Genomic DNA, 21,399 nt, shown 5'->3' with positions numbered 1-21,399 from the left:
TTTAGATTTTTGATTTGTTGTTTACTCCTGAGTTGTTTTTATTTAAAGAAAAAGCATAGCTTATTCCAAGCCGAAGATGAACACGGTCATAAATAAGTGTCTTCTCAGGTTGTCTTTGAATTGCATCAATGATATTTTCATTTTTAAAATCATCTAAATCCCATTCTAAATGCTTCGTTTTTATGATTCTTATCGTATTCGATAAAGAAATGTTGAGATTTATTTGCTTGAAAATATAAAAGTTACAGCCCACCCAAATACTTCCCGAAAAAGGTGTTTTTTGATAAAAATCATTTGAATATTTGGTATAGGTATTATAAGATCCATTGTAATTATTATATGGCTGTTGGGGATTTGGGTACGATACTTCTCCATTTAGCATATACCCATTTTTAAAATTTGTTGCTACTTCTGTTAAAAATGAAATACCAGTGATAAATGAGATTGTTTTATTTGTATTGACTTGGTATTCTAAACCTAGCCCTAAAAGTTGACTTGAGAACATAAAATTGTCAAATTCTTTATGTCTTACGTTGCCGTATAATTGATAGATACCATACGTTCTAAAAACTCCTTTATCGGCACCGAATTGGACTCCTAGTTGTAGATTAGAGCTTAAAAAAGAACGAAATGTTACTTCCTCAGATATTCCAACAAATGGAGAAAAAGAATTTTGTCCTAAGCTTGAATTATTGTAGAGTAGAGAAAACAACATCAAATATAATAGACATCTTGATTTTAGTATTTGTTTCATGGTGTTTCGGTTTTTGGGGACGTATTGAATGGTAAAAAATAACTCAATCCAAAAGTAATTCCTAAATTCAATCTATTCTCTTTGTGAGCATCACTATAAAACTTGTAGGCGCTGAATCTTAAATAGTCTAGGTTTGCTCCAATGTCAAGCGTTAAGTGATTAAACTTAAATGATGCTAGAAGATCTAACGTACTATAGAAATCCCATGACATAAATCGCGTATCGTAGTATAAGCCTGAAGAATTACTTTTTACAAATGTATTTTCTGTTATTTTCCCCTCTAAATCCGAAAAAGGAAAAAATCCGCATTTTAAGCCTAGTTTGGGACTTATTTTGGAACTTTTAATAATACGATAATTAAAATCAATTCCCATTTTAATCGTCTTCATATTTTGGTCGTTTTCATTCTCGCCATACGGAATTCCTCCACCTAAATTCATAAAACTAGCATCTAGCAATAAGTCAAGATTTTCATTGAATTGATAACCTATGTTTAATCCATAATTATTGAAATAATTTTCATTTCCAAATATCGTTTCTAAAATGCTAAATGGAGACACTCCGTCATTATAATTTATTTTATTCTTATATATGCCTATAATTATACCGTTATCACGTTGAGCGTATGTTAGAGGAGTAAAAAATAAGAAAAGGAGCAGTAGGTATCTTTTCATTTGAGTAAAGGTTTCAATTATTGGTCAGTGATTGAACACTGAAGTGTTTCATTTAAAAAAACTAAAATGCATTGATGGTTAATTTATTTTGAAAAAACCGTATTCAGTGTAAATTTAAAGATTAATGTTTAATTCACAAAAAGTAAATGAGATAATTATCAGATTGACAATTAACATGTTGTATATTGCTGCTTTGGATTGATTTGTGTCGTGGTGGTTGGACCGTAAAATAGTTGTACTTTTAGTTGATATTAGTTAAGATTCAGTCCACCTTAAGATGGGGTTCGAAAAGCTTACCTACTAATCTCGCGGTATCTGGGGTTTACAAAATTAAGAAGAATACCCCCCGCTCGTGCGAGATTCCATCTCGTTCGCGGGGTGGTCTGGGTTTTACAAAATTAAGAGGAATACTTCTCATTGCAATTTGACGAAACCATGGATGGCGTTTTTAATCTGTATATTAAATTTCTCAGTTACATGACTTGGTGTTTTAACAAATATTTTTCATTATCTTTATTTTCCTATGCCAACGGAAAGAAAAATATATTCATTAACGCAATTAAATCAGTCTTTTGAAAAGCACATTTGGGAGCAATTCTCAAAGCGTGATTTTTGGATTACTGCTGAATTAATTAAAATCAATGTGAAAAGCGGACACCGTTACGTGGAGTTGGCAGATAGTGCTAATGATATAACTACGGCAAGAAGTTTTGCAACAATATGGGCGTCTACTTATCGGACTATTGTTGATCAGGTTGGAGCAAAAGAATTACACGGTATTTTACAACCTGGTAATAAGATTCTCATAAATGTAAAAATTGAATTCCATGCCTTATACGGTTTAAAATTAAAAATTCGAGGAATTGATCCTTCCTATTCCTACGGGGAAATTGAACGCAAGCGACAAGAGGTTATAAAAAGATTAAAAAAAGAGAAAATTTTTGATTTGCAAAGAGAGATTCGATTGCCAACCATAATTAAACGCATTGCTCTTATTGGTTCTCCAAACACTTCAGGATATCGAGATTTTGAAAATGAACTGCTCGTAAATCATGATTTTAACAAGTTTACAATTAAGTCTTTTCCTGTGAGAGTTCAAGGAGAGGCAGCTAAAAAAGATATTGTAGCTGCCATTAAAGAAGCGAATTGTTATGATGCAGATGTAATTGTTATTTTGCGTGGTGGAGGAAGTAAAATGGATTTGGCTTTGTTTGATGATTATTCAATTGCTGAATCTATTTGTCATTCGCGTTTACCCGTAATGACTGGAATTGGACATGAGAATGATGAGGTGGTCGCAGATTTAGTTGCGCGGGTAAAGTTTATTACTCCAACAGCTGTTGCTCGACATATTCATTATGCCATTAGTTCTTTTAAAGAAATTATGCGTGAATTAAGCGATAAAACCCTTCAAATTGCATTGCAAAGGTTGGGGGAGAGTAGAGAGGATTTTATGCACTATAATAATTACTTGTCTCATTATAGTAGAGAGTTAATTCATCACTGGCGTAATTTATTTCAGGATAAAAAACATGAAATTTTACAAAAAAGTCGAACTTTACTTTTTGCAGAAAAAGATGTGTTGGCTGGTTTAAGTCATCAAACTTCATCTCGTTTACAGCATTTAGTGCAACAAGAAAATAGTCAAGTAGATCGATTGTTTACGCGTATTTCTGACTTATGTTTGCAGCAGGTAGACCGGGAAAAAGAAATGAAACTCAATCAGGCTTTAGCTTCTATTGGATTATATGGGCAACAACTTGTAGATCGTGAGCGAATAATATATGAAAATCAGGTTGAACTTTTAGAGTTATTAAATCCCTTGAAAATATTAGCTTCAGGTTATACCATTTCAACAGTAAATGATAAAGATATAAAAGAGATACCAATCCAAGTTGGAGATATAATGAAAACATTGTCGTCCAATCAACTAATAGAGAGTGAGGTCATCAAAAGGAAAGAAATAAAACATGAAAATAACAGATAAAACAACCTACGAAAAAGCATTACAAAGATTAAAAGAAATCGTAGGTGCATTGGAGTCTAAAGAAATAAAAATTGATAATTTGTCAGAAACAGTTATTGAAGCTAAAGAATTGGTAGATTTTTGTCGTGAAAAACTCGATAAGACAGAGGAAGATATAAAACGCATTATTACACCTGAAAACGAGAATGAGTAAAGCAGAAGTTCGTAAAATAATTCACATTGATATGGATGCATTTTATGCTTCTGTTGAACAACGAGATCATCCTGAACTGCGTGGAAAACCTGTAGCTGTGGGAGGATCAAGTGGACGTGGAGTTATTGCTGCGGCAAGTTATGAAGCGCGCGCATTTGGAGTGCGTTCTGCAATGCCTTCACGTTTAGCTTTACGAAAATGTCCTACATTATTGTTTGTTCGTCCGACTTTTGAGAAATACAAACAAGTTTCTAAAGAAATCAATGCTATTTTTTCGCGATATACGCCAATTATCGAGCCGCTCTCGCTTGATGAAGCATTTTTGGATGTTACTTTTTCGAAGTATGAAATGCCATCGGCTACCTATATTGCACAGCAAATTAAAAATGATATTCGTAATGAGTTAGGTCTTATTGCTTCGGCTGGAGTTTCCTACAATAAGTTTTTAGCTAAAATCGCCTCAGACCAAGACAAACCAGATGGATTGTTTGTGATAACACCAGAAGATGGGGCTGAGTTTATAAAAGCATTGCCCATAGAAGATTTCTTTGGGGTGGGAAAAGTAACCGCTGAAAAAATGAAGGCCAATAATATTTTTAAAGGCAGTGATTTACTGCCTTATTCGAAATGGGAATTACAGCAAATTTTTGGAAAAACTGGTGGCTTTCTTTACGATATTGCACGTGGAGAAGACCATAGGAAGGTTCAATCTGAGCGTGTTCGTAAAAGTGTAGGAGCAGAAATGACATTTTCGCAGAATGTAAGTACTCCCGTTGAAATTAATGAGAGGTTTACACAAGTTTTTGAAAAATGGTGGGAACGTTATGAGGCGCATGGTCGAAAGGGTAGAACGGTCACTTTAAAAATTCGAAATCACGAATTTGAAACCATTACTCGATCTTTTACAGATACGAAATATGTGGTTGATAAAAGGAATGTCAGGAAACATCTCGATCAATTACTGTATGAATCAATATCGCCTGGAGTTGCATTGCGATTAATTGGTGTGTCGATTAGTAGTTTTGAAAGCGATACTGAGCAACAAGAACTTAAGCAATTAGCATTGTGGTGAAATCGTTTACGCGTATGCTAACCCGAATTATTCACCAATCTTAAAGTTTAAGAATATTAACACCTGTAAGTCAGTGTTTTAACTGTATCTCCTGTAAAATTTGAGAAACCCATTTTTGGGTATTTGTGTATTTGTAAGATTTTGATTTAATTTTGATCTATTCGTCGTTACAAGCCCCGCGAAATATACATATATTACTTTAGGTCTTGTGCCTAGAATAGATTTAAAATTAAATGCATGAACCGAGCCTGCGAGCTCAACGACTAAAGGAGTTAATAATCCGGGCTAAGAAGAAGGTCAAAATTTTATGAAGGTGTTTTTTTAGAATAACCAATAAGTTCACTTAGGCGAGATAATTCTTGTTCCGTAAGATAACGCCATTCACCAACAGGAGTGTCTAAAAGTATATTCATGATGCGTACCCGTTTAAGAGCTGTAACTTCATAATCAAAGTATTCACACATTCTTCTAATCTGTCGGTTGAGTCCTTGTGTTAAAATAATTTTAAATGTTCTTTTATTTAACTGCTCAACAATACATTTGTTGGTTATTGTATCCAAAATCGGCACACCATTTCCCATTTTATCTATAAAATCTTGCGTAATCGGCTTGTCTACTGTAACAATATATTCCTTTTCATGGTTGTTACTTGCACGTAGAATTTTGTTTACAATATCGCCATCATTTGTTAACAATATGAGTCCTTCACTGGGTTTGTCAAGTCTTCCTATGGGAAAGATTCGTTCTGGATAATTCATAAAGTCAATTATGTTGTCTTTCTCAACACGTGTATCTGTAGTACATACAATACCTATGGGTTTGTTTAAAGCAATATAAATATTGTTTTTATTGTCGTTATAAACGTCCTTTCCGTCCACTGCTACAACATCGCCAGGTTTTACTTTTGTTCCCATTTCTGGGACAACTCCGTTTATCGTAACTCGATTTTGCTCAATTAACTTATCAGCTGCTCGTCTTGAACAATATCCAGCTTCACTTAAATATTTATTGATGCGCGTTTCTTTCATACCTGCAAAGATATTGGAATTTTAGATATTTCTATCTTCTTCAATTATCTCTTCTCATCAGCATAAATTCTTTTAGTGCTTTATAAACTCTTTGACAATAAATTGTTGGTCCACTTGAATTAAAATGCGATAAGTAGCATCTGAAAGTTCACTAACATCCAAGGTTGTATTGGATTGATCTATGTTTGATTTTAAAACTAAACGGCCTTGTGCATCATAAATGTTGGAATTATATTCACTTTTATCGATTTGTTCCAATTTGTTATTTGCAGTTAAAAGCCAGTTACCGTGTTCAACAGTCCATAAGGCATCAATTGAATTTCCGTCGAAGTTGTCTGTATAAAATCCATTGTTTGGATTGGCTTTCCAGAAATTACCATCGAAAAATAAAACTTGATAAAAGCTTTTTGCAATTCCGCTTCCTCCTGAATTGTCTTGATCGTTAAAATTGGCAATAAAGTCATTTATTTTCCATCCTGGAGACACGTTAACGAGTGTAGTAGGTGCAATATCATCACATTGGTCAGAAATTAAATTTACATCTTTAATAATTGAAATGATATTAAGTGATAATCAAAAAGATATTCCTCAATCGCTTTAGTCCATTTTGATAATACGCAGCATCGAGGAGGTTTTCTTTTGTTGGTCGAGGAAATCTTCAATAAATCATAGTAAAACTAAGCTCAAAGTTTCTAGATTGAGATTAGAAATAATTTTAAGTTGAATCAGATTTCAATTTCTGATTGTTTTTATGCCTTTGGTGATCTCTTTTGGTTTTTTTGTCTAAATTTTTACTTATTGCTGCTGACAAATCAACTCCTGTTTGATTCGCAATACAAGTTAACACGAAAAGTACATCTGCTAATTCGTCTCCAAGGTCTTTATTTTTATCGGATTCTTTTTCGCTTTGTTCTCCATATCTTCTTGACATAATGCGCGCCACTTCTCCTACTTCCTCCATGAGAACTGCTGTATTCGTAAGTTCATCAAAATAGCGAACACCATGTTCTTTAATCCATTGGTCAACAGTTTTTTGTAGTTCGGAAACCGTCATTATTCTTTATTTTTTGTATCAATGATTATCGTAACCGGTCCGTCATTTATTAGTTGAACTTGCATATCAGCTCCAAATTCCCCACTTTCAACAGTACAACCACTAAGAACAGCCAGCATTTTTTTAAACTTTTCATAGATGGGAACCGCAATTTCCGGTTTTGCTGCATGGATAAAACTCGGTCGATTTCCTTTTTTTGTTTTGGCATGTAATGTAAATTGAGAAACAACTAAAAAAGAACCTTCCACATCTTGAATACTTAAATTCATTTTTCCTTCATCGTCTGAAAAAATACGCAATGCACTCATTTTCTTACAAAGCCATTCAATGTCATCATCATTATCATTTGCTTCAATACCCAGGAAAATAACAAGTCCTTTCTCTATTTTACCTGAAATACTTTGATTTATACTTACGCTTGCTTCTGTTGTTCTTTGAATAACTGCTCTCATTTATCTGTATGTTTCTGTTTGATCTTCAGTAATTAAATCAACATAAGTATTGTACCGAGAGAGATGTATTTCTCCTTCCTCTAAGGCCGATTTAATGGCGCATTGTGGTTCGTTGAGGTGCATACAATTATTAAACTTACATTGATGCATTAATGCACGCATTTCTGGAAAATAGTGACTCATTACTTTTTTGTCTAAATCAACTACTCCAAAGGCTTTAATGCCAGGTGTGTCAATAATATATCCGCCTGATTTAAGCTTGTGCATTTCAGCAAATGTTGTGGTATGTTGACCTTGCAAATGATGAACAGAAATTTCAGCCGTTTTGATGTCTAAACTCGGATCTAAAGCATTGATTAATGTGCTTTTTCCGGTACCGCTGTGTCCTGCAATCATTACTTGCTGCTTGTTGATTTCACGCCTTAGAAAGTCAACATTTGTTTTGTTTAGTGCAGATATCTTTTCGCATGAATATCCAATTGATTCATAAATTTCAATAATATCATCAATAATTGGTAAATGTTCTTCCATATAGATATCCATCTTGTTGAACAATAAAGTTACAGGAATGCGATAAGCTTCTGCTGCCACCAAGAATCTGTCAATAAAAGCCAAATGAGTTTCTGGAGCAGCTAATGTGATAAGCAAATAAGCACGATCAACGTTTGCTGCTAAAATATGTGATTGTTTGGAAAGGTTTATAGATTTCCTGACAATGTAATTTTTACGGGGTAATATTTCGGTAATCACACCTGTTCCGTCATCATTTTTGCTTATCATGACCTCGTCTCCAGCGGCCACAGGATTAGTGGATTTAATTCCTTTAAGACGGATTTTTCCACGTAATCCAGCCTGAATAATGGATTCATCTTCTAGTTCAACGATGTACCATTTTCCTGTTGATTTGATAACTTTTCCTTTTCCCAACTTTTCCTTTTAGCTTTTTCTCAAATTTAATTAAATATTCTAAAGGTGATAATTCATTTTTAAGATTAATTGAATTCAAGTACAATTAGGATGAAAATCTCGTATTTTTTCGTTAATAAGTTACATCTGTGCTTTATAACTAATCATTTTTGTACTTTTGAATCGTCTAAAATTTGAATTGAGATGAAAAAACTGCTGGCCTTAAGCTTTTTCTTGTTCTCTTTTGTTTCTTTAAGTCAAGAAATGAAGTTTACAGGATTCGTAAATGATACTTTGAACGACCAACCTTTGGAAAATGCAATCATTATGGCGGTTCGTTTGTCAGACGGAATGTTGTTGGGATATACACGTTCTGAAAGTGATGGTTCTTATAACCTTCGTGGCGTTCCTATCGATACAATGGAACTTGTTATCTCACATCATGCGTTCGACGAAAAACGATATTATATTATTGGTTCAGCGGATAATAATGAGATTCATATTCCAAATGTGGTACTTCCCGAACAAGCCACCCAGCTAGATGAGGTAGTGGTTTATGCTAACAAAGAACCCATTTACTTTCGAGGTGATACACTTGTTTACGTTGCCGATTCTTTTGCGACAAAGGAAAATGCAATGGTTGAAGATTTGATTAAAAACCTACCCGGATTGGAGGTCGATGACGATGGAAATGTAAGTTCACAAGGAAGAAAGGTAACAAAAGTATTAGTCGATGGGGATGAGTTTTTTGGATCAGATCCTACAATCGCCACCCGAAATCTTGCAGCTGACGGTGTAGATAAAGTTGAGGTATATGAAACGGAAGACGAAACATCAGGAGGAAATACAGAGGAAAAAATTCAAGTGCTAGATGTGCGTTTAAAAGACGACGCTAAACAAGGTTACTTTGGTAAAATTGCCGGTAGTGGTGGGGCAAACTCTGAGTATTTTAGAGACCAACCAAACGGAAGTGGCTTTTACGAAGGCGAATTATTGGCAAATTATTTCGATAAAGATTTAAAAATATCGGTTTTTGCGCTTGGTTCAAATACACCAAATACAGGCTTTAGTTATCGAGATGCCTCTCGATTTGGTTTGACTAACGAAATGAAAGGAGGTTGGAGATCTTCGATGAACACAAGTAATTTGAATGGATTACCAGAGAATTATAAAGGAGGGTTTTATTACTCCAATAAAATTGGAGAAAAAATAAAGATTGGATTGAACTATACCTACAACGATAGTCGATTAACTAGAGAGCAAGTACGGGAATCAGAGCATTTTTTTGCTGACACAACTTATGTGAAAAGAGATTCATCTTTTAGTGAACAAATGCAACAATCGCATACCGTAAACTTAAACTTTGAATATGACATTAATGACAAAACAAAGCTGAAAATGAAATCGAACTTAACCCTTCGAAACGAAAATATACTGGATGATAATACGATTGATTTTTATAACTCAAATAACAAGAGGTTTAGCGCTTCAACAGTTCGAAATGAAACTGAAGCAGAAGGCTTAGAAGGAAATGTAGAGTTGGAGTTAAACAAGAAATTTGAAAAACGTTTTCGTGAACTAGATGTGTTGTATCAATTAGGGTATACAGAATCAGATAGAGATAATACATTGAATTCAGAGTTGTATTTTGGACAATTTATTACACCTGATTCAATTTATGACCAGAAACGAAACCGATTAAATAATACAACTGGACACCGACTATTGGTTGATTATATGGAACCTATTACACGAAGGTTTAGGTTGAAATTTCAATATCGATTAGACTACTTTTATGGAGAGCAGTCAACCTCAACATTTAATAGAACACCTACTGGGTATGATAATTTAGCTAATTTATACAGTAATGATTTTAATAATACCCGACTAGAGAATAGAGGAGCTGCAGGAATTTATTACACAGATAGAAAACATTCTTTAGAAGTGGGTTCAAGATTTAGAAATGTACAGATAGACAATTTTAATAATGTTTCAAATGAAAATATCAATCAAAATGTGAATGATGTCCTTCCTTATTTGGAGTATAGTTATAAATTTTCTAATGCGCATCGATTTAGATTTAGTTACTCCACAAGTTCAGATCAACCTAGTTTAGATCAATTACAACCTGTATTAGATAATACCAATCCGAATAGTATTGTAATTGGAAATCCAAATTTGAAACCCAATTATTCGCACAATGCCAATATAAACTACAATAAATGGAATGCGTTAAAACAAAGTTATATATATGGAGGTGCTTATTTTAATTATACCGATAACGCATTTTCTAATTCCGTTGTTTACATGCCTAATGGACAGTCTATCGCTCGTTCTATAAATGTGGATGGCAATTTATACAGTGGTTTTTATGCTGGGGGAGGAATTCCCTTGTTTAAGAAATTACTTAGTTTAAGACCACAAGCAAACGGAGGTTATACACGTTTCAATACAGAGATTAATAACCAAATGAATACTACTGAAAACTATAATATTGATGGTGAGCTTGGTTTAGATTTGAGAAATGACACTATTGAAATTAGCATAAGTGCAGGATTGAGTTATAATGATCCAAGAAGTACACTTTCTAACGGATTAAACGAACCTTATTATGTGCAAAGATATAGAGCTTCTGTTTTCTTTGAATTACCTTTCCGCTTCTTTGTAGAAAGTGATGCGGTTTACGAAATAAATTCACGAAGAGCAGCTGGATTTAACGAAAAACCATTCATTTGGAATGCAAAATTAAACAAACGCTTTTTGAAAACAGGAAATTTAGTTGTGCATGCATCAGTGTATGATATTTTTAATCAAAACATAGGCATTTCTAGAAATGTTGGAACGAATATCATTACGGATACGAGAAGTAGGATAATAGCACGGTACTTTATGATTGGTGCAACATTAAGATTTAATAACAATAAAACAAAAGTAGATGAAGGAGGAGGTCATTGGTTCTAAGTTAATAGCGGTAATTTCCGTTTTCTTTATTTCATTTTGGTCATTTGGACAAGTTATTAGTTCAGGTGAGATTATTTATGAAAAACGTACAAATCTTGAGAAGAGGTATGAAGGAACACAACGATTTGGTGGAAATTCAAATAAATGGATAAAAGAGCCTAAAATTGATAAATACGTTCTTTATTTTAATGAATCCGCATCGGTTTTTGTTCCTATTCCCCCAGATGTTGGAGATGAAGACCGTGAATGGTCTACCATGAAGAATTCAACTTACAGGAACTACAAAGAAAATAAGATGGAACGCCAATTTTCATATTACGGTTCTGAATTATATTTACGCGATTCCTTAAAGGAAAGAGATTGGATCATTACAGAAAATCGTAGGGAGATTGCAGGATTTGAAACCAAACAGGCTTTGTGGATAGCCAACGATTCTACACGTATTTACGCTTGGTACGCTGAGAGATTGACGCCTTCAACAGGTCCAGAATCTTTTGGAGGCTTACCTGGAACCATCCTTGGGCTAGCGCTTGAAGATGGAGGAGTGGTGTACTTTGCCAGAGAAGTAAAAACGCTTTCGGAGGATGACATTTATAAGCAAATGCCAAAAGGAAAAGAAAAAGATTATTATAACAAAGATTCACTAAAAGAATTTGTAATTGAACTCTTCTCTGGAAGGGGAGCTGGCGGTCGAATTTTTGATGATATTTTTGTGTGGTAAAGCATTAAAAAACAGTTGCTATATTAAGCTTAAATTAACTGTTTTAATCTTGTATTAAGCTTTGCTTTTACTGCTGAAACATCACTTTTTGTAATATATATTTGCATAAAAATATATAATATAATTATGATGAAAAAAATGATTTTAGTTGCTGCTTTTATTTCAGCTCTTAACGCATCTTCGCAAGATAATGTCAGAAATATTGAGTTACAACAACAGGAGTACCATTTTAATACGGTTTCTTTTGAAGTCCATCAATTGGAAAACAATCTGATTGAAGTAAACGTTTGGGGCGTAGAAAATGATCTTTCTAGTATTGCAATTATCAATCAACGAGGAAAAACACTTATTTATAAATACGTTGATTCGGAAAACAAGAAGTATGAATTCGAATTGGATAATTTAAAGCCAGGAAAGTATTTCGTTAAACTTCACATGGACAATGAAATTAGGATGAAATCAATTTTTATAAGGTAATCCACTTTTTTAGCTTCGTAAGCTCTGTAGAGGTTGTTTTTACTTTAGAATAGTATTTGATTTAGTGATAAGGATACTCTGAATTTGTAAGTCACAATTGGTATATAAAACCAATAGATGCTAAAGTCAATAAAATGATCATTATGAGTCAAGCAGGTTTTCATTGTTTAAAAAACAATCTTTAAGTTGTGTAAAATAAGAGATGCGCTGCAATGATTGAGAGAGTTCATTTTATCATTTTAAACAACCTAAATGGATCATTACGTAGTTATTAATACTCCGAAACTCCTATTTCATTGGATTTTACCTAACCTTTAAGAACATTATTTATCAAAATTTATACAACGCTTTCTTCAGAGCGTTTTTTTTTACTTACTAATAAACAATATAGTTTCTTGAACGTTTGTATCTTTGTAGCTAAATTTTTTAGAATTGAAAACAGTTTACATTACCCGCAGAGAACATTTTAATGCTGCACACAAGTTATGGAATGAAGAATGGAGCGATGAGAAAAATGAGTCCGTTTTTGGAAAATGCAGCAATAAAAATTGGCACGGACATAACTTTAATATTTTTGTTACAGTTAAAGGAGTTCCGCATGAAGAAACAGGATTTGTTATTAACTTAAAAGATTTGAGCAAAATAATGAAAGATCATGTTGTGGAAGCTTTAGATCATAAGAATTTAAACTTAGATGTTCCTTTTATGAATGGAGTTTTGGCTTCAACTGAAAACTTAGTGATTAAAATTTGGGAGGAAATAGAAAAACCTATTCAAGAGGCAGGAGGAGAGCTTGCGAAAATTAGGCTCGAAGAAACAGAAAATAATTATGTAGAGTACTTTGGTGAAAATACACCATATTAACAGTGTGAAAAATGAATTTGAATGGAAAATAAATTTGATTACGACGAAAATATTACCCTTAAATTGACCGAGGTTTATAAGGAGGTATTGAAAGACTTAGGAGAGGATCCTCAAAGAGAAGGTTTACTAAAAACTCCTGAAAGAGTTGCTAAATCTGTTCAGTTCTTAACGCAAGGTTATAAACAAGATCCAGACGAGATACTCAAAAGTGCTTTATTCGATGAAGACTATTCTGAAATGGTTATCGTTAAGGATATTGAAGTATATTCACAATGTGAACATCATATGTTGCCATTTTTTGGCAAAGCGCACATTGCTTATATTCCTGATGGTAAAATAGTTGGGTTGAGTAAGTTGCCACGCATTGTGGATGCTTATGCTAGGAGGTTACAAGTTCAAGAACGACTTACTTTAGAAATTCGTGATTGTATTCAAAGAACTTTAAATCCAAAAGGAGTTGCGGTTGTATTAGAATGTAGTCACATGTGTATGCAGATGCGGGGTGTAGAAAAACAGAATTCGTCCACAACAACTTCTGCTTTTAAGGGTTTATTCATGCAAAATGATAGCACGAGAAAAGAATTTATTAATTTAATTCAAGCTAATTTACATTAGTTCTTTCTTTCTTTTGATGAAGTAAATAATTGATCCATATTTTTTTATACAATTAGTAGTTGTTTCCAATTTGAGGTATGTTTTAGTATTTAAAAGAGGTTAACCGAATTTCTTGTTTTAATTTGGATTGTGCATCAGCGAGTTTTTCAATTAATATGAATCTTCCATTTCCTAACTGGGCGGCTTCACGCATATTTTCCTCAGATTTTTCATTACTTTTTATTCCAACAACACTCATCGTAATATTTTTTCTACGTAAATTCTTTTTAATGTACTTCTTGTAATCGCCAGAGTTTTTGTTGAAAGCCCCATCGGTTATAATGATTAGATGATTTTGACCTTCTTTTATTCTGTTTCTGCGCACTTGTTTGTAACCCAGTTTTATTCCTGCTCCTCCGGCGGTTAGTCCTGCTGCTTTTAAGTTTTTTACTTCTTCGGAAATCTCATTCTTTCTATTACCACTTATAGGTTTTAATAAAACCCTTGCGTCATTAGAATATGAAACCAAGCCAATTTTATCTTGGGGTCTTAGCATTTGTACCAATTGGTCTAAAGAATATTTCAAAAGCTCTATTCTATCTGCCTGTCTCATTGAAGATGAAACATCAATTACAAACACGACATTGATCGGGTTAAAATGCGAAGCATCGAAATTATCTTTATCTAAATCTTTAAATTGTGGAGGTGCAAACGCTGAGTCTTTACTATTTGTTTCTTCTTCCTCTTCCTCTTCAATAAGTTCACTTATATCAATAGAAGATTGTTTATTGTCTATTTGTGCAATTATTTCCTCTTCTTTTTCAGATTCTTCTTGCTCTTTCTCAACCTCTTGTTTTTGCTGTTCTTCTTTTGGTATTAAGGCTAATTCAATAAAGTTTCTCTTAAAATTAACATACATTCCTTTTTCAGCCGCATAATATCCAGGGTGCGTAGCATAAAAATAAGTAATGCCTAAAGGAAGCTTAAGCTTTAAATTTCCATTTTTGGAAGTATTCCATTTTCCTAATGCTTCACCGTTTTGTAGAATCGCTACTTTTGATTTTCCTAAAGACGCTCCGGTTATCTTATCAATGGTTCTTACGGTAAGTACAAAGTCTAGAGGATTTCCGCTTCCTGGAGATTGTCTAAAATCAGGACAAGCAGTAAAATTGGAAGAACGATTTGGTAAAGAAGCTATTTTTCCTTTAAGTATAATGTTTGTGGGTTCATTTTTGTCACTTGTATAGACAGGAATAGAATAAGAGAATTTGCCTTTTGTTTTTTTATTAATTTGAAAACGAATTATACTCGAGCTATCTGGGACAATCAATGCTGATTTTTGAATATAGACTACCTCAATTGGTTTTTTTACACTTAAAATAAATGCATCTTTATTGGTGTTGTTTTTAAGATAAATGTCTACAAACCGACTGTCATTTCCATTTAGTTCACCAAAATCATATTCTGTTTTATCAAACACAACTTGTGCTTGAGCGAGACTAATAAAAAGTAAAGAGGAGAGAATTAACAAATATTTCATGGTTTAAAAATAGGAAAAATTGTGCCATAAAAAGCAAAAAGGGAAGCCCTTGCTCCCCTTTTTTATGATCTTTGTTTGAAATTTAAATCTTTTCTTTAACAAAATTACTTAGTGCTTCTGCAAGCAAATTGTCTGCATCACCAAAGTTGTCACTATAATCTTTATAACTACGTTTAATAACCTCTTTGGCTTCTTCTACACCGTATGTATGCGTTATTTCTACTTTTTTAGATACGCCATCCAAATCCTTATATGTTAAGAAGAAATGCTTAACTCTATCCAAAACTTTTTCAGGAACATCATCAATGGATTGCATATCGCCATAAACTTGATCATCTTTGAGTACAGCGATGATTTTATCGTCAGCTTCACCACCATCTATCATGCGAAAACCACCAATTGGTACACATTCAGCAATAATATTACCTCTGTTTACTTCTCTTTCTGAAAGGACGCAAATGTCTAAAGGATCTTGATCACCAACAATTTCAGTTCTTCCTGTTTTTTCATTACAATAAGCTGCAACCTCTTTGTCACAGTATGTTTGTGGAACAAATCCGTAAAGACAAGGCATGTTGTTTGAAAACTTTTGTGGACGATCCACCATAATATATCCGCTTTCTTTATCTACTTCATATTTAATTGTATCAGAAGGGATAATTTCTATAAAAGCATTGATTAAGTCAGGTTGTTGAGCTCCAATTTTGATTCCGTGCCAAGGATGAGCAACAAATCTTTGTTTCAACGCTTGGTTTAATTTTGTTAATTCTTCGTTCATATATATAAATTCAATAAATATTCATTTTTAAGGAAGGCAAAAGTACTGAAAAATTTGAAATGAAAAAAGTGAGTTACATAAACGGGTGTTTAGTAAGATTAATGACTGTTATTGACCAAAAGAAAAATAATCTAATGGGTCAAGAGGACCAATGTCTGACCATAATTCGAAATGCAGATGCGGACCAGAAGTTCTATCTCCAGTATTTCCAACTATTCCTATCGTTTCTCCTATTTTTACCCGATCTCCAACTTCTACATTAGTTGTTTTTGCATGTTTGTAAACAGAAATAATTTCGTTTTCATGACTAATAATTATGGTATGTCCATCTTCTGAATTATATGAAGAATGTAGCACCACACCGCTTAAACATGATTTTATAGGAGCGTCTTTTTTTGTAACTACATCTACTCCCGCATGATTAGGAATTCTAAATTTCTGACTGATTTCACCAACTACAGGATCAAACAAAAACAATTGGTCAAAATACCTCCGCTGATCGGCTTCTTTGTTTACCGCTGATTGTTTTATATTTTTATCTAATAGCTGTTCGGCTTGTGAAATTGAAGTGTCCACATCAATTTCTATATTGTTGTCATAAAAGTTTTTATTAATTTCATAAATAGAATCGATAGAAGTTTCGCCTAAAATAACTTTTTGAAGATTTTGAATGTAATGGCTTTGTTTATTGATTTTCTTCTCTAATTCATCAACTCTTATAGCAGCTTTTTCAATTTTTTGTTTGTTCCTGTTCTTAATATTTTCAGGTAATAAATAACCCACAGGAGTGTATGAAAAAATGAAATAACTTAAAAAGAATATGAACATAATTATTAAAGAAATTACGCTTATTAGTTGTATTCTATTTATTCTAATCCTCCACCATTCCTCAAACGTAACGGGATCCATTCCTACAATTCGTGTAGAACGTTTGAACCAATTTTTTTCTTTTCTTCTTTTTTTCATTTTGATGCTGCAAAATTATATTAATGTAGTAGCTTTAAAAGCTATTTTAAGTTAAATTATTGAATATTATTTTAGTTTGATAAATATGAACTTTAAATTTGGCTTATTAATTGTATGATAAAGAACAACTTTATGTACTTTTAAACGTCATATAACCAAATGAGACTATTTTTTTATATTTTATGTTGTTATCTTCCTCTGTACTTTATGGACAGTTGCAAACAAATACTGGTATGACCCCAACCCAATTGGTTGAAGATGTACTTCTAGGTTCTGGAGTTCAAGTCTCAAATGTGACGTACTCTGGTGCAAATAATGCTATTGGAACTTTTGATGCTACTAATGCTAGTATAGGTATTGATGAAGGAATTATTTTAACCACAGGAACTGTCCTGGCAGGTCCAAATGGTCCACACGGGCCAAATACCAAAGAAAATGCGGGAATAGATAACGGGTATGGTGGATACAATCAGCTTTCAGCTTTAGTGAATACCCAAACGTATAATGCTACATTATTAGAATTTGATTTCATTCCTTTATCCGATACCGTTCGGTTTAAATATGTTTTTGCCTCTGAGGAATATCCTGAATATGTAAACTCAGAGTTTAACGATGTATTTGCTTTCTTTATATCAGGACCAGGTATTTCGGGTGGTACGCAAAACATGGCAATTATTCCAGGAACGACTTCACCCGTAACCATTAATAATGTGAATGCAGGACTAAATTCTTCCTACTATCAATATAATGGTACAGGGAATGATGGTCCATATAATTCTAACCCTTATTATGTACAATATGATGGGTTTACAACTCCATTAGAGGCGGTTTCTAAAGTTGAATGTGGTGAAACGTATCATTTGGTAATAGCTCTTGCAGACGTCCAAGATGCAATTTATGATTCGGGTATATTTCTAGAAAAAAACAGTTTGAATAGTGAACAGCCAGTGAAAGTAGAATATACACTAACTAGCGACCCAACAGGTGATGGTCAAACGATGGCTCAAAACTGTACAGGGGCAGAGGTGACGGTCTCAAGATCTGGAGGGAATTTGAATCAAGCGTTAACCATACCTATTGATCTTTCGGGTTCAGCTGTTGAAGGATTGGATTACTCTTCTGTTCCGTCTTCAGTAACTTTTTCACCTGGACAAAGAACAGTGAGTTTTACAATTGATGCTTTAAATAATACCGCAATTACGGGTGTTGTTAATTTAATTATGACATTTGAAATTGAAGATGCATGTGGTAATATAGAAACTCAAGAAATAGAACTTTTCATAAAACCTGTAGACCCTGTTGAAATTACATTAGATGATCAAACTCTAAATTGTCCTGGTGAAGAAATTGAATTAATTCCTGTGGCTACAGGTGGAGGCGGAGGATACACATATAGTTGGAGTACAGGAGAAACAACACCAACTATTTTTGTTAATCCCAATACAACACAAAGTTATACCGTTAGTGTTACTGATGATTGTTTAAATGAAACCGCTACCACAACTATTGAGGTAACTGTACCTGTATTTGATCCATTGGTTATTGATGCTACACCAGATATTGTGGAACAATGTCCTTATGTACCACAATCCTTATTTGTAGAAGCAATAGGTGGTTCGGGGGAATATTCGTATCAATGGTTTAATCCTCAAGGTCAGATGATTAGTATTTTTTCGGAAGCCGAAGCTGCACCAAGAGAAACTTCTACTTATACTGTGGTTGTTACAGATGATTGCGGCGAATCAGACACAACAGAAGTTACGATTACTGTCCTAAGTCCACCTTTATTATTGGATATTACGCCAGAACAAAAAGTTTGCCCCAGCGATTCTGTATTACTTACCGTTAATCCAACAGGAGGTTTTGGAAATTATTATTACAATTGGCCACATTCAGGAGAAACCACACAGAGTGTTTGGGTTAATCCTAAAAAAAGTACCGGTTATTCAGTTATTGTAAAAGATGATTGCCAAACATTTCAAGTAGTAGCAGAAACTTTTGTAGAAGTTGTAAAACCCAAGGCAAATTTTGAAGCGATTACAGAACCGAAGTTTATTGGTTTACCGATAACTTTTCAGAATTTAACCAATAATGGTGATAGTTATACATGGGATTTAGGAAATGGATCGACTTCAACAATGACACATCCTAATAATATCTATGAAGTGCCTGGTAATTATAACATTAATTTAATAGCAACAGATCAGTATGGTTGTAAAGATACAATTACAAAACCTATTGTGATTTTAGATGAGGTTTACTTGTATATTCCAAATACTTTTACTCCAGATGGGAATCGCGCAAATAACGTGTTTACAGTCGAAGCAATTGGAATTGTAGAGCTACATATTAAGATATTTAATAGGTGGGGTGAGAAAATTTATGAATCCCATGATGTCGATTTTGAATGGGATGGAAGGTATAGAAATAAAGTTGTACGCGATGGTACATACGTGTGGAAAATCGAATATAGAACTATACATGATGAGGCAACCAGGTTAAAGACAGGACATATTAATGTCTTAAGGTAATTTGTCTAAAATGATTTGCTTGGTGATGTTTGCCACTTTCCACATTTATTTTATTAGAATTCAGATGTGAAGGTAATGGAATCATTTATTTAGAAGTCACATAATCTTTGATAGTTCAATAAAACAAAACACATAGTTAGTAGAATACTTTTACCTGATTTTTGCTTTCAATAGGTAGGCAATATTATCTTTGTAATGATTCGAAAATTCTTGATATGAAGTTGACACGTTTACAAAGGTATTTACTCAGTATTTTGAGTGGTATACTTATGGTTGTTTCTTTTCCCCATACGGGAAGTATTTTTCCATTGGTTTTTATAGCTTGGGTCCCTTTGCTTCTTGTAGAGCATAATATATATCGAGAAAAATATAAGTCAGGAAAGGTTTTATTGCACGCTTATATTACTTTTTTCATTTATAATTTAGGAACAACCTATTGGATATATTATTCAATAGGAGGAGAGGCCGGTGCAATATTGGCTTATTTCTTAAACGGTTTTTTAATGGCTTTGGTCTTTATGCTTTTTCATTGGACCAAAAAATATGTTGGACAAAAAGAGGGGTATATAGGATTATTGTTTTTTTGGATAGGATTTGAATATTTACACTTTCATTGGGAATTAAGCTGGCCATGGATTAATATTGGAAATACTTTTGCAACTGTGCCTGAAATAGTGCAATGGTATTCATATACGGGAATCTTAGGTGGTGCGTTATGGATTTTGTTAATAAATATGCTTGTTTTTAAGATTTCATCTAATCTAATTTTTAAAAAGGAAAGCTTTAAAATTCAAACGCCATTAATTTATCTTTCGATATTCCTATTAATTATTCCAGCTCTTTTATCCTATTGGAGTTATGCTAGTTATCAGGAAAAAGAAAATCCTATTGAAGTTGTGGTTACCCAACCCAATGTTGATCCTTATAATGAGAAGTTTTCAACAGATGTAAAAACGCAATTAGATAAGTTTGTATTGGATGCAGAAGCTTTAATCACACCAAAAACAAGTGTCGTATTAGCACCCGAAACAGCAATTTCACAACCTTTTAATGAAGATCAATATCAAACATCGGCTGCTTTTAATTACTTACAAGAACGTGTAAATAATTGGGGAGGTACTAGTTTGTTTACTGGTGCATCTACCTATAAAACATTTGATAAAAAGGTGAGTGCGGCAGCAAAACCTATTGCAGGTTCTGACATGTTTTATGAATCTTATAATACTTCAGCATTAATTTCAAAAATAAAACCTCCTTCTTTTGTGCATAAATCTGAATTGGTTTTGGGTGTTGAAAAAATTCCCTTTTCTGAATGGTTTCCTTTTTTAGAGGAATTATCTGTTCAAAATGGAGGCACTTCTGGAACATTAGGAGTAGAAGAAGAGCCTCGTGTTCTCAATAGTCACGGGTTCACCTTTGCACCTATTATTTGTTATGAATCCATTTATGGGGGTATGATTGCAGAACAGTGCAGAAAAGGGGCTGAAGTGATATTTGTAATAACCAACGATGGTTGGTGGGGAAATTCTGCGGGTCATAAGCAACATGCAAGTATTGCTAGATTAAGAGCTGTAGAGACAGGTCGTTACGTTGTACGCTCTGCTAATACGGGTACTTCTTGTGTGATTAATCAAAGAGGAGATGTCTTAAAAGCTACGGATTATTGGGTTAGAGATGCTTTTAAATCAGTTGTTCATCTCAATAATAGGCCAACATTTTACATCACCTACGGAGACGTTATTGGTCGTTCTTTCTCTTTTGTTTTCTTTTTATTGATTATATTAACTATCGTCAAGTATCTGAAAACTTTTGGAACTTCTGTTTAAGTAAGCGCTATTAATTCTACG

At 33.5% G+C, this 21,399-nt stretch carries 20 protein-coding genes; 10 read left to right on the top strand and 10 right to left on the bottom strand.

The genetic code is table 11. The features are described 5' to 3' along the window. Window position 1 precedes the first annotated feature (1 nt). Together CW751_RS09410 and CW751_RS09405 are read right to left on the bottom strand one after the other, a co-directional pair. On the bottom strand, window positions 2-754 hold the full coding sequence (locus CW751_RS09410; protein WP_101334752.1) for a hypothetical protein: 753 nt from the start codon (window positions 752-754) through the stop codon (window positions 2-4). Next, complete coding sequence (locus CW751_RS09405) at window positions 751-1,428, bottom strand: hypothetical protein (protein WP_101334751.1); 678 nt, start codon at window positions 1,426-1,428, stop codon at window positions 751-753. The genes CW751_RS09410 and CW751_RS09405 overlap by 4 nt, the downstream gene beginning before the upstream one ends. 523 nt (window positions 1,429-1,951) lie before the next feature. Here CW751_RS09405 and xseA point away from each other — a divergent pair. Genes xseA through dinB form a run of 3 tightly spaced genes read left to right on the top strand, consistent with a single transcriptional unit; the run spans window position 1,952 to window position 4,680 of the window. After that, window positions 1,952-3,415, top strand: coding sequence for an exodeoxyribonuclease VII large subunit (gene xseA, locus CW751_RS09400; protein ID WP_101334750.1), 1,464 nt, complete (start codon window positions 1,952-1,954; stop codon window positions 3,413-3,415). After that, a complete protein-coding gene (gene xseB, locus CW751_RS09395; protein WP_101334749.1) occupies window positions 3,399-3,608 on the top strand; it encodes an exodeoxyribonuclease VII small subunit in 210 nt (69 codons plus the stop codon). Before xseA ends, xseB begins: the two co-directional genes overlap by 17 nt. Continuing rightward, the gene (gene dinB, locus CW751_RS09390; protein ID WP_101334748.1) at window positions 3,601-4,680 is read left to right on the top strand and encodes a DNA polymerase IV; all 1,080 of its coding nucleotides are present in this window, start codon (window positions 3,601-3,603) and stop codon (window positions 4,678-4,680) included. The genes xseB and dinB overlap by 8 nt, the downstream gene beginning before the upstream one ends. Before the next feature lie 305 nt (window positions 4,681-4,985). Here dinB and rluF read toward each other — a convergent pair whose 3' ends face one another. The 5 genes from rluF to rsgA all read right to left on the bottom strand — a co-directional run bounded on the left by rluF (window position 4,986) and on the right by rsgA (window position 8,141). Continuing rightward, window positions 4,986-5,708 carry a 23S rRNA pseudouridine(2604) synthase RluF gene (rluF, locus tag CW751_RS09385; protein ID WP_101334747.1) on the bottom strand — a complete coding sequence of 241 codons (723 nt, stop codon included), beginning with the start codon at window positions 5,706-5,708 and terminating at the stop codon, window positions 4,986-4,988. Window positions 5,709-5,780: 72 nt separating this feature from the next. Further along, window positions 5,781-6,194 carry a T9SS type A sorting domain-containing protein gene (locus CW751_RS09380; protein WP_165779277.1) on the bottom strand — a complete coding sequence of 138 codons (414 nt, stop codon included), beginning with the start codon at window positions 6,192-6,194 and terminating at the stop codon, window positions 5,781-5,783. Between the two features lie 229 nt (window positions 6,195-6,423). Further along, entirely contained in the window at window positions 6,424-6,762 is a 339-nt protein-coding gene (locus CW751_RS09375) for a nucleotide pyrophosphohydrolase (protein WP_101334745.1), read from the bottom strand. After that, window positions 6,762-7,214: a D-aminoacyl-tRNA deacylase gene (gene dtd, locus CW751_RS09370; RefSeq protein WP_101334744.1), complete on the bottom strand. Its 453-nt coding sequence runs from the start codon at window positions 7,212-7,214 to the stop codon at window positions 6,762-6,764. The genes CW751_RS09375 and dtd overlap by 1 nt, the downstream gene beginning before the upstream one ends. Continuing rightward, entirely contained in the window at window positions 7,215-8,141 is a 927-nt protein-coding gene (gene rsgA / locus CW751_RS09365) for a ribosome small subunit-dependent GTPase A (RefSeq protein ID WP_101334743.1), read from the bottom strand. Window positions 8,142-8,324: 183 nt separating this feature from the next. Here rsgA and CW751_RS09360 point away from each other — a divergent pair, with 183 nt between their 5' ends. From CW751_RS09360 to folE, 5 genes are all read left to right on the top strand, one after another. Next, window positions 8,325-11,081: a TonB-dependent receptor domain-containing protein gene (locus CW751_RS09360; protein ID WP_101334742.1), complete on the top strand. Its 2,757-nt coding sequence runs from the start codon at window positions 8,325-8,327 to the stop codon at window positions 11,079-11,081. Beyond that, the gene (locus CW751_RS09355; protein WP_101334741.1) at window positions 11,056-11,802 is read left to right on the top strand and encodes a GLPGLI family protein; all 747 of its coding nucleotides are present in this window, start codon (window positions 11,056-11,058) and stop codon (window positions 11,800-11,802) included. The genes CW751_RS09360 and CW751_RS09355 overlap by 26 nt, the downstream gene beginning before the upstream one ends. Before the next feature lie 126 nt (window positions 11,803-11,928). Beyond that, the gene (locus CW751_RS09350; RefSeq protein WP_101334740.1) at window positions 11,929-12,279 is read left to right on the top strand and encodes a T9SS type A sorting domain-containing protein; all 351 of its coding nucleotides are present in this window, start codon (window positions 11,929-11,931) and stop codon (window positions 12,277-12,279) included. A gap of 432 nt (window positions 12,280-12,711) precedes the next feature. Next, entirely contained in the window at window positions 12,712-13,143 is a 432-nt protein-coding gene (locus CW751_RS09345; RefSeq protein WP_101334739.1) for a 6-pyruvoyl trahydropterin synthase family protein, read from the top strand. 21 nt (window positions 13,144-13,164) lie between these two features. After that, entirely contained in the window at window positions 13,165-13,758 is a 594-nt protein-coding gene (gene folE / locus CW751_RS09340; protein WP_101334738.1) for a GTP cyclohydrolase I FolE, read from the top strand. An 82-nt stretch (window positions 13,759-13,840) separates the two neighbouring features. Here the strand turns inward: folE and CW751_RS09335 are convergent, their stop codons facing one another. From CW751_RS09335 to CW751_RS09325, 3 genes are all read right to left on the bottom strand, one after another. Then, complete coding sequence (locus tag CW751_RS09335; RefSeq protein ID WP_101334737.1) at window positions 13,841-15,277, bottom strand: VWA domain-containing protein; 1,437 nt, start codon at window positions 15,275-15,277, stop codon at window positions 13,841-13,843. 82 nt (window positions 15,278-15,359) lie between these two features. Next, a complete protein-coding gene (locus tag CW751_RS09330; RefSeq protein ID WP_101334736.1) occupies window positions 15,360-16,055 on the bottom strand; it encodes an inorganic pyrophosphatase in 696 nt (231 codons plus the stop codon). A gap of 108 nt (window positions 16,056-16,163) precedes the next feature. Beyond that, a complete protein-coding gene (locus CW751_RS09325) occupies window positions 16,164-17,021 on the bottom strand; it encodes a M23 family metallopeptidase (RefSeq protein ID WP_317045807.1) in 858 nt (285 codons plus the stop codon). Window positions 17,022-17,254: 233 nt separating this feature from the next. Here CW751_RS09325 and CW751_RS09320 point away from each other — a divergent pair, with 233 nt between their 5' ends. Both CW751_RS09320 and lnt read left to right on the top strand, forming a co-directional pair. Next, window positions 17,255-19,552 carry a choice-of-anchor L domain-containing protein gene (locus CW751_RS09320; protein WP_165779276.1) on the top strand — a complete coding sequence of 766 codons (2,298 nt, stop codon included), beginning with the start codon at window positions 17,255-17,257 and terminating at the stop codon, window positions 19,550-19,552. 215 nt (window positions 19,553-19,767) lie between these two features. Further along, a complete protein-coding gene (gene lnt, locus CW751_RS09315) occupies window positions 19,768-21,378 on the top strand; it encodes an apolipoprotein N-acyltransferase (RefSeq protein WP_101334734.1) in 1,611 nt (536 codons plus the stop codon). Window positions 21,379-21,399: the final 21 nt, after the last annotated feature.

The sequence above is a fragment of the Brumimicrobium salinarum genome (genome assembly GCF_002844555.1).
Taxonomy (GTDB): domain Bacteria; phylum Bacteroidota; class Bacteroidia; order Flavobacteriales_D; family Crocinitomicaceae; genus Brumimicrobium; species Brumimicrobium salinarum.
Note: the sequence above shows the minus strand (reverse complement) of the source record. Positions and strands in the feature narration are given on the sequence as shown.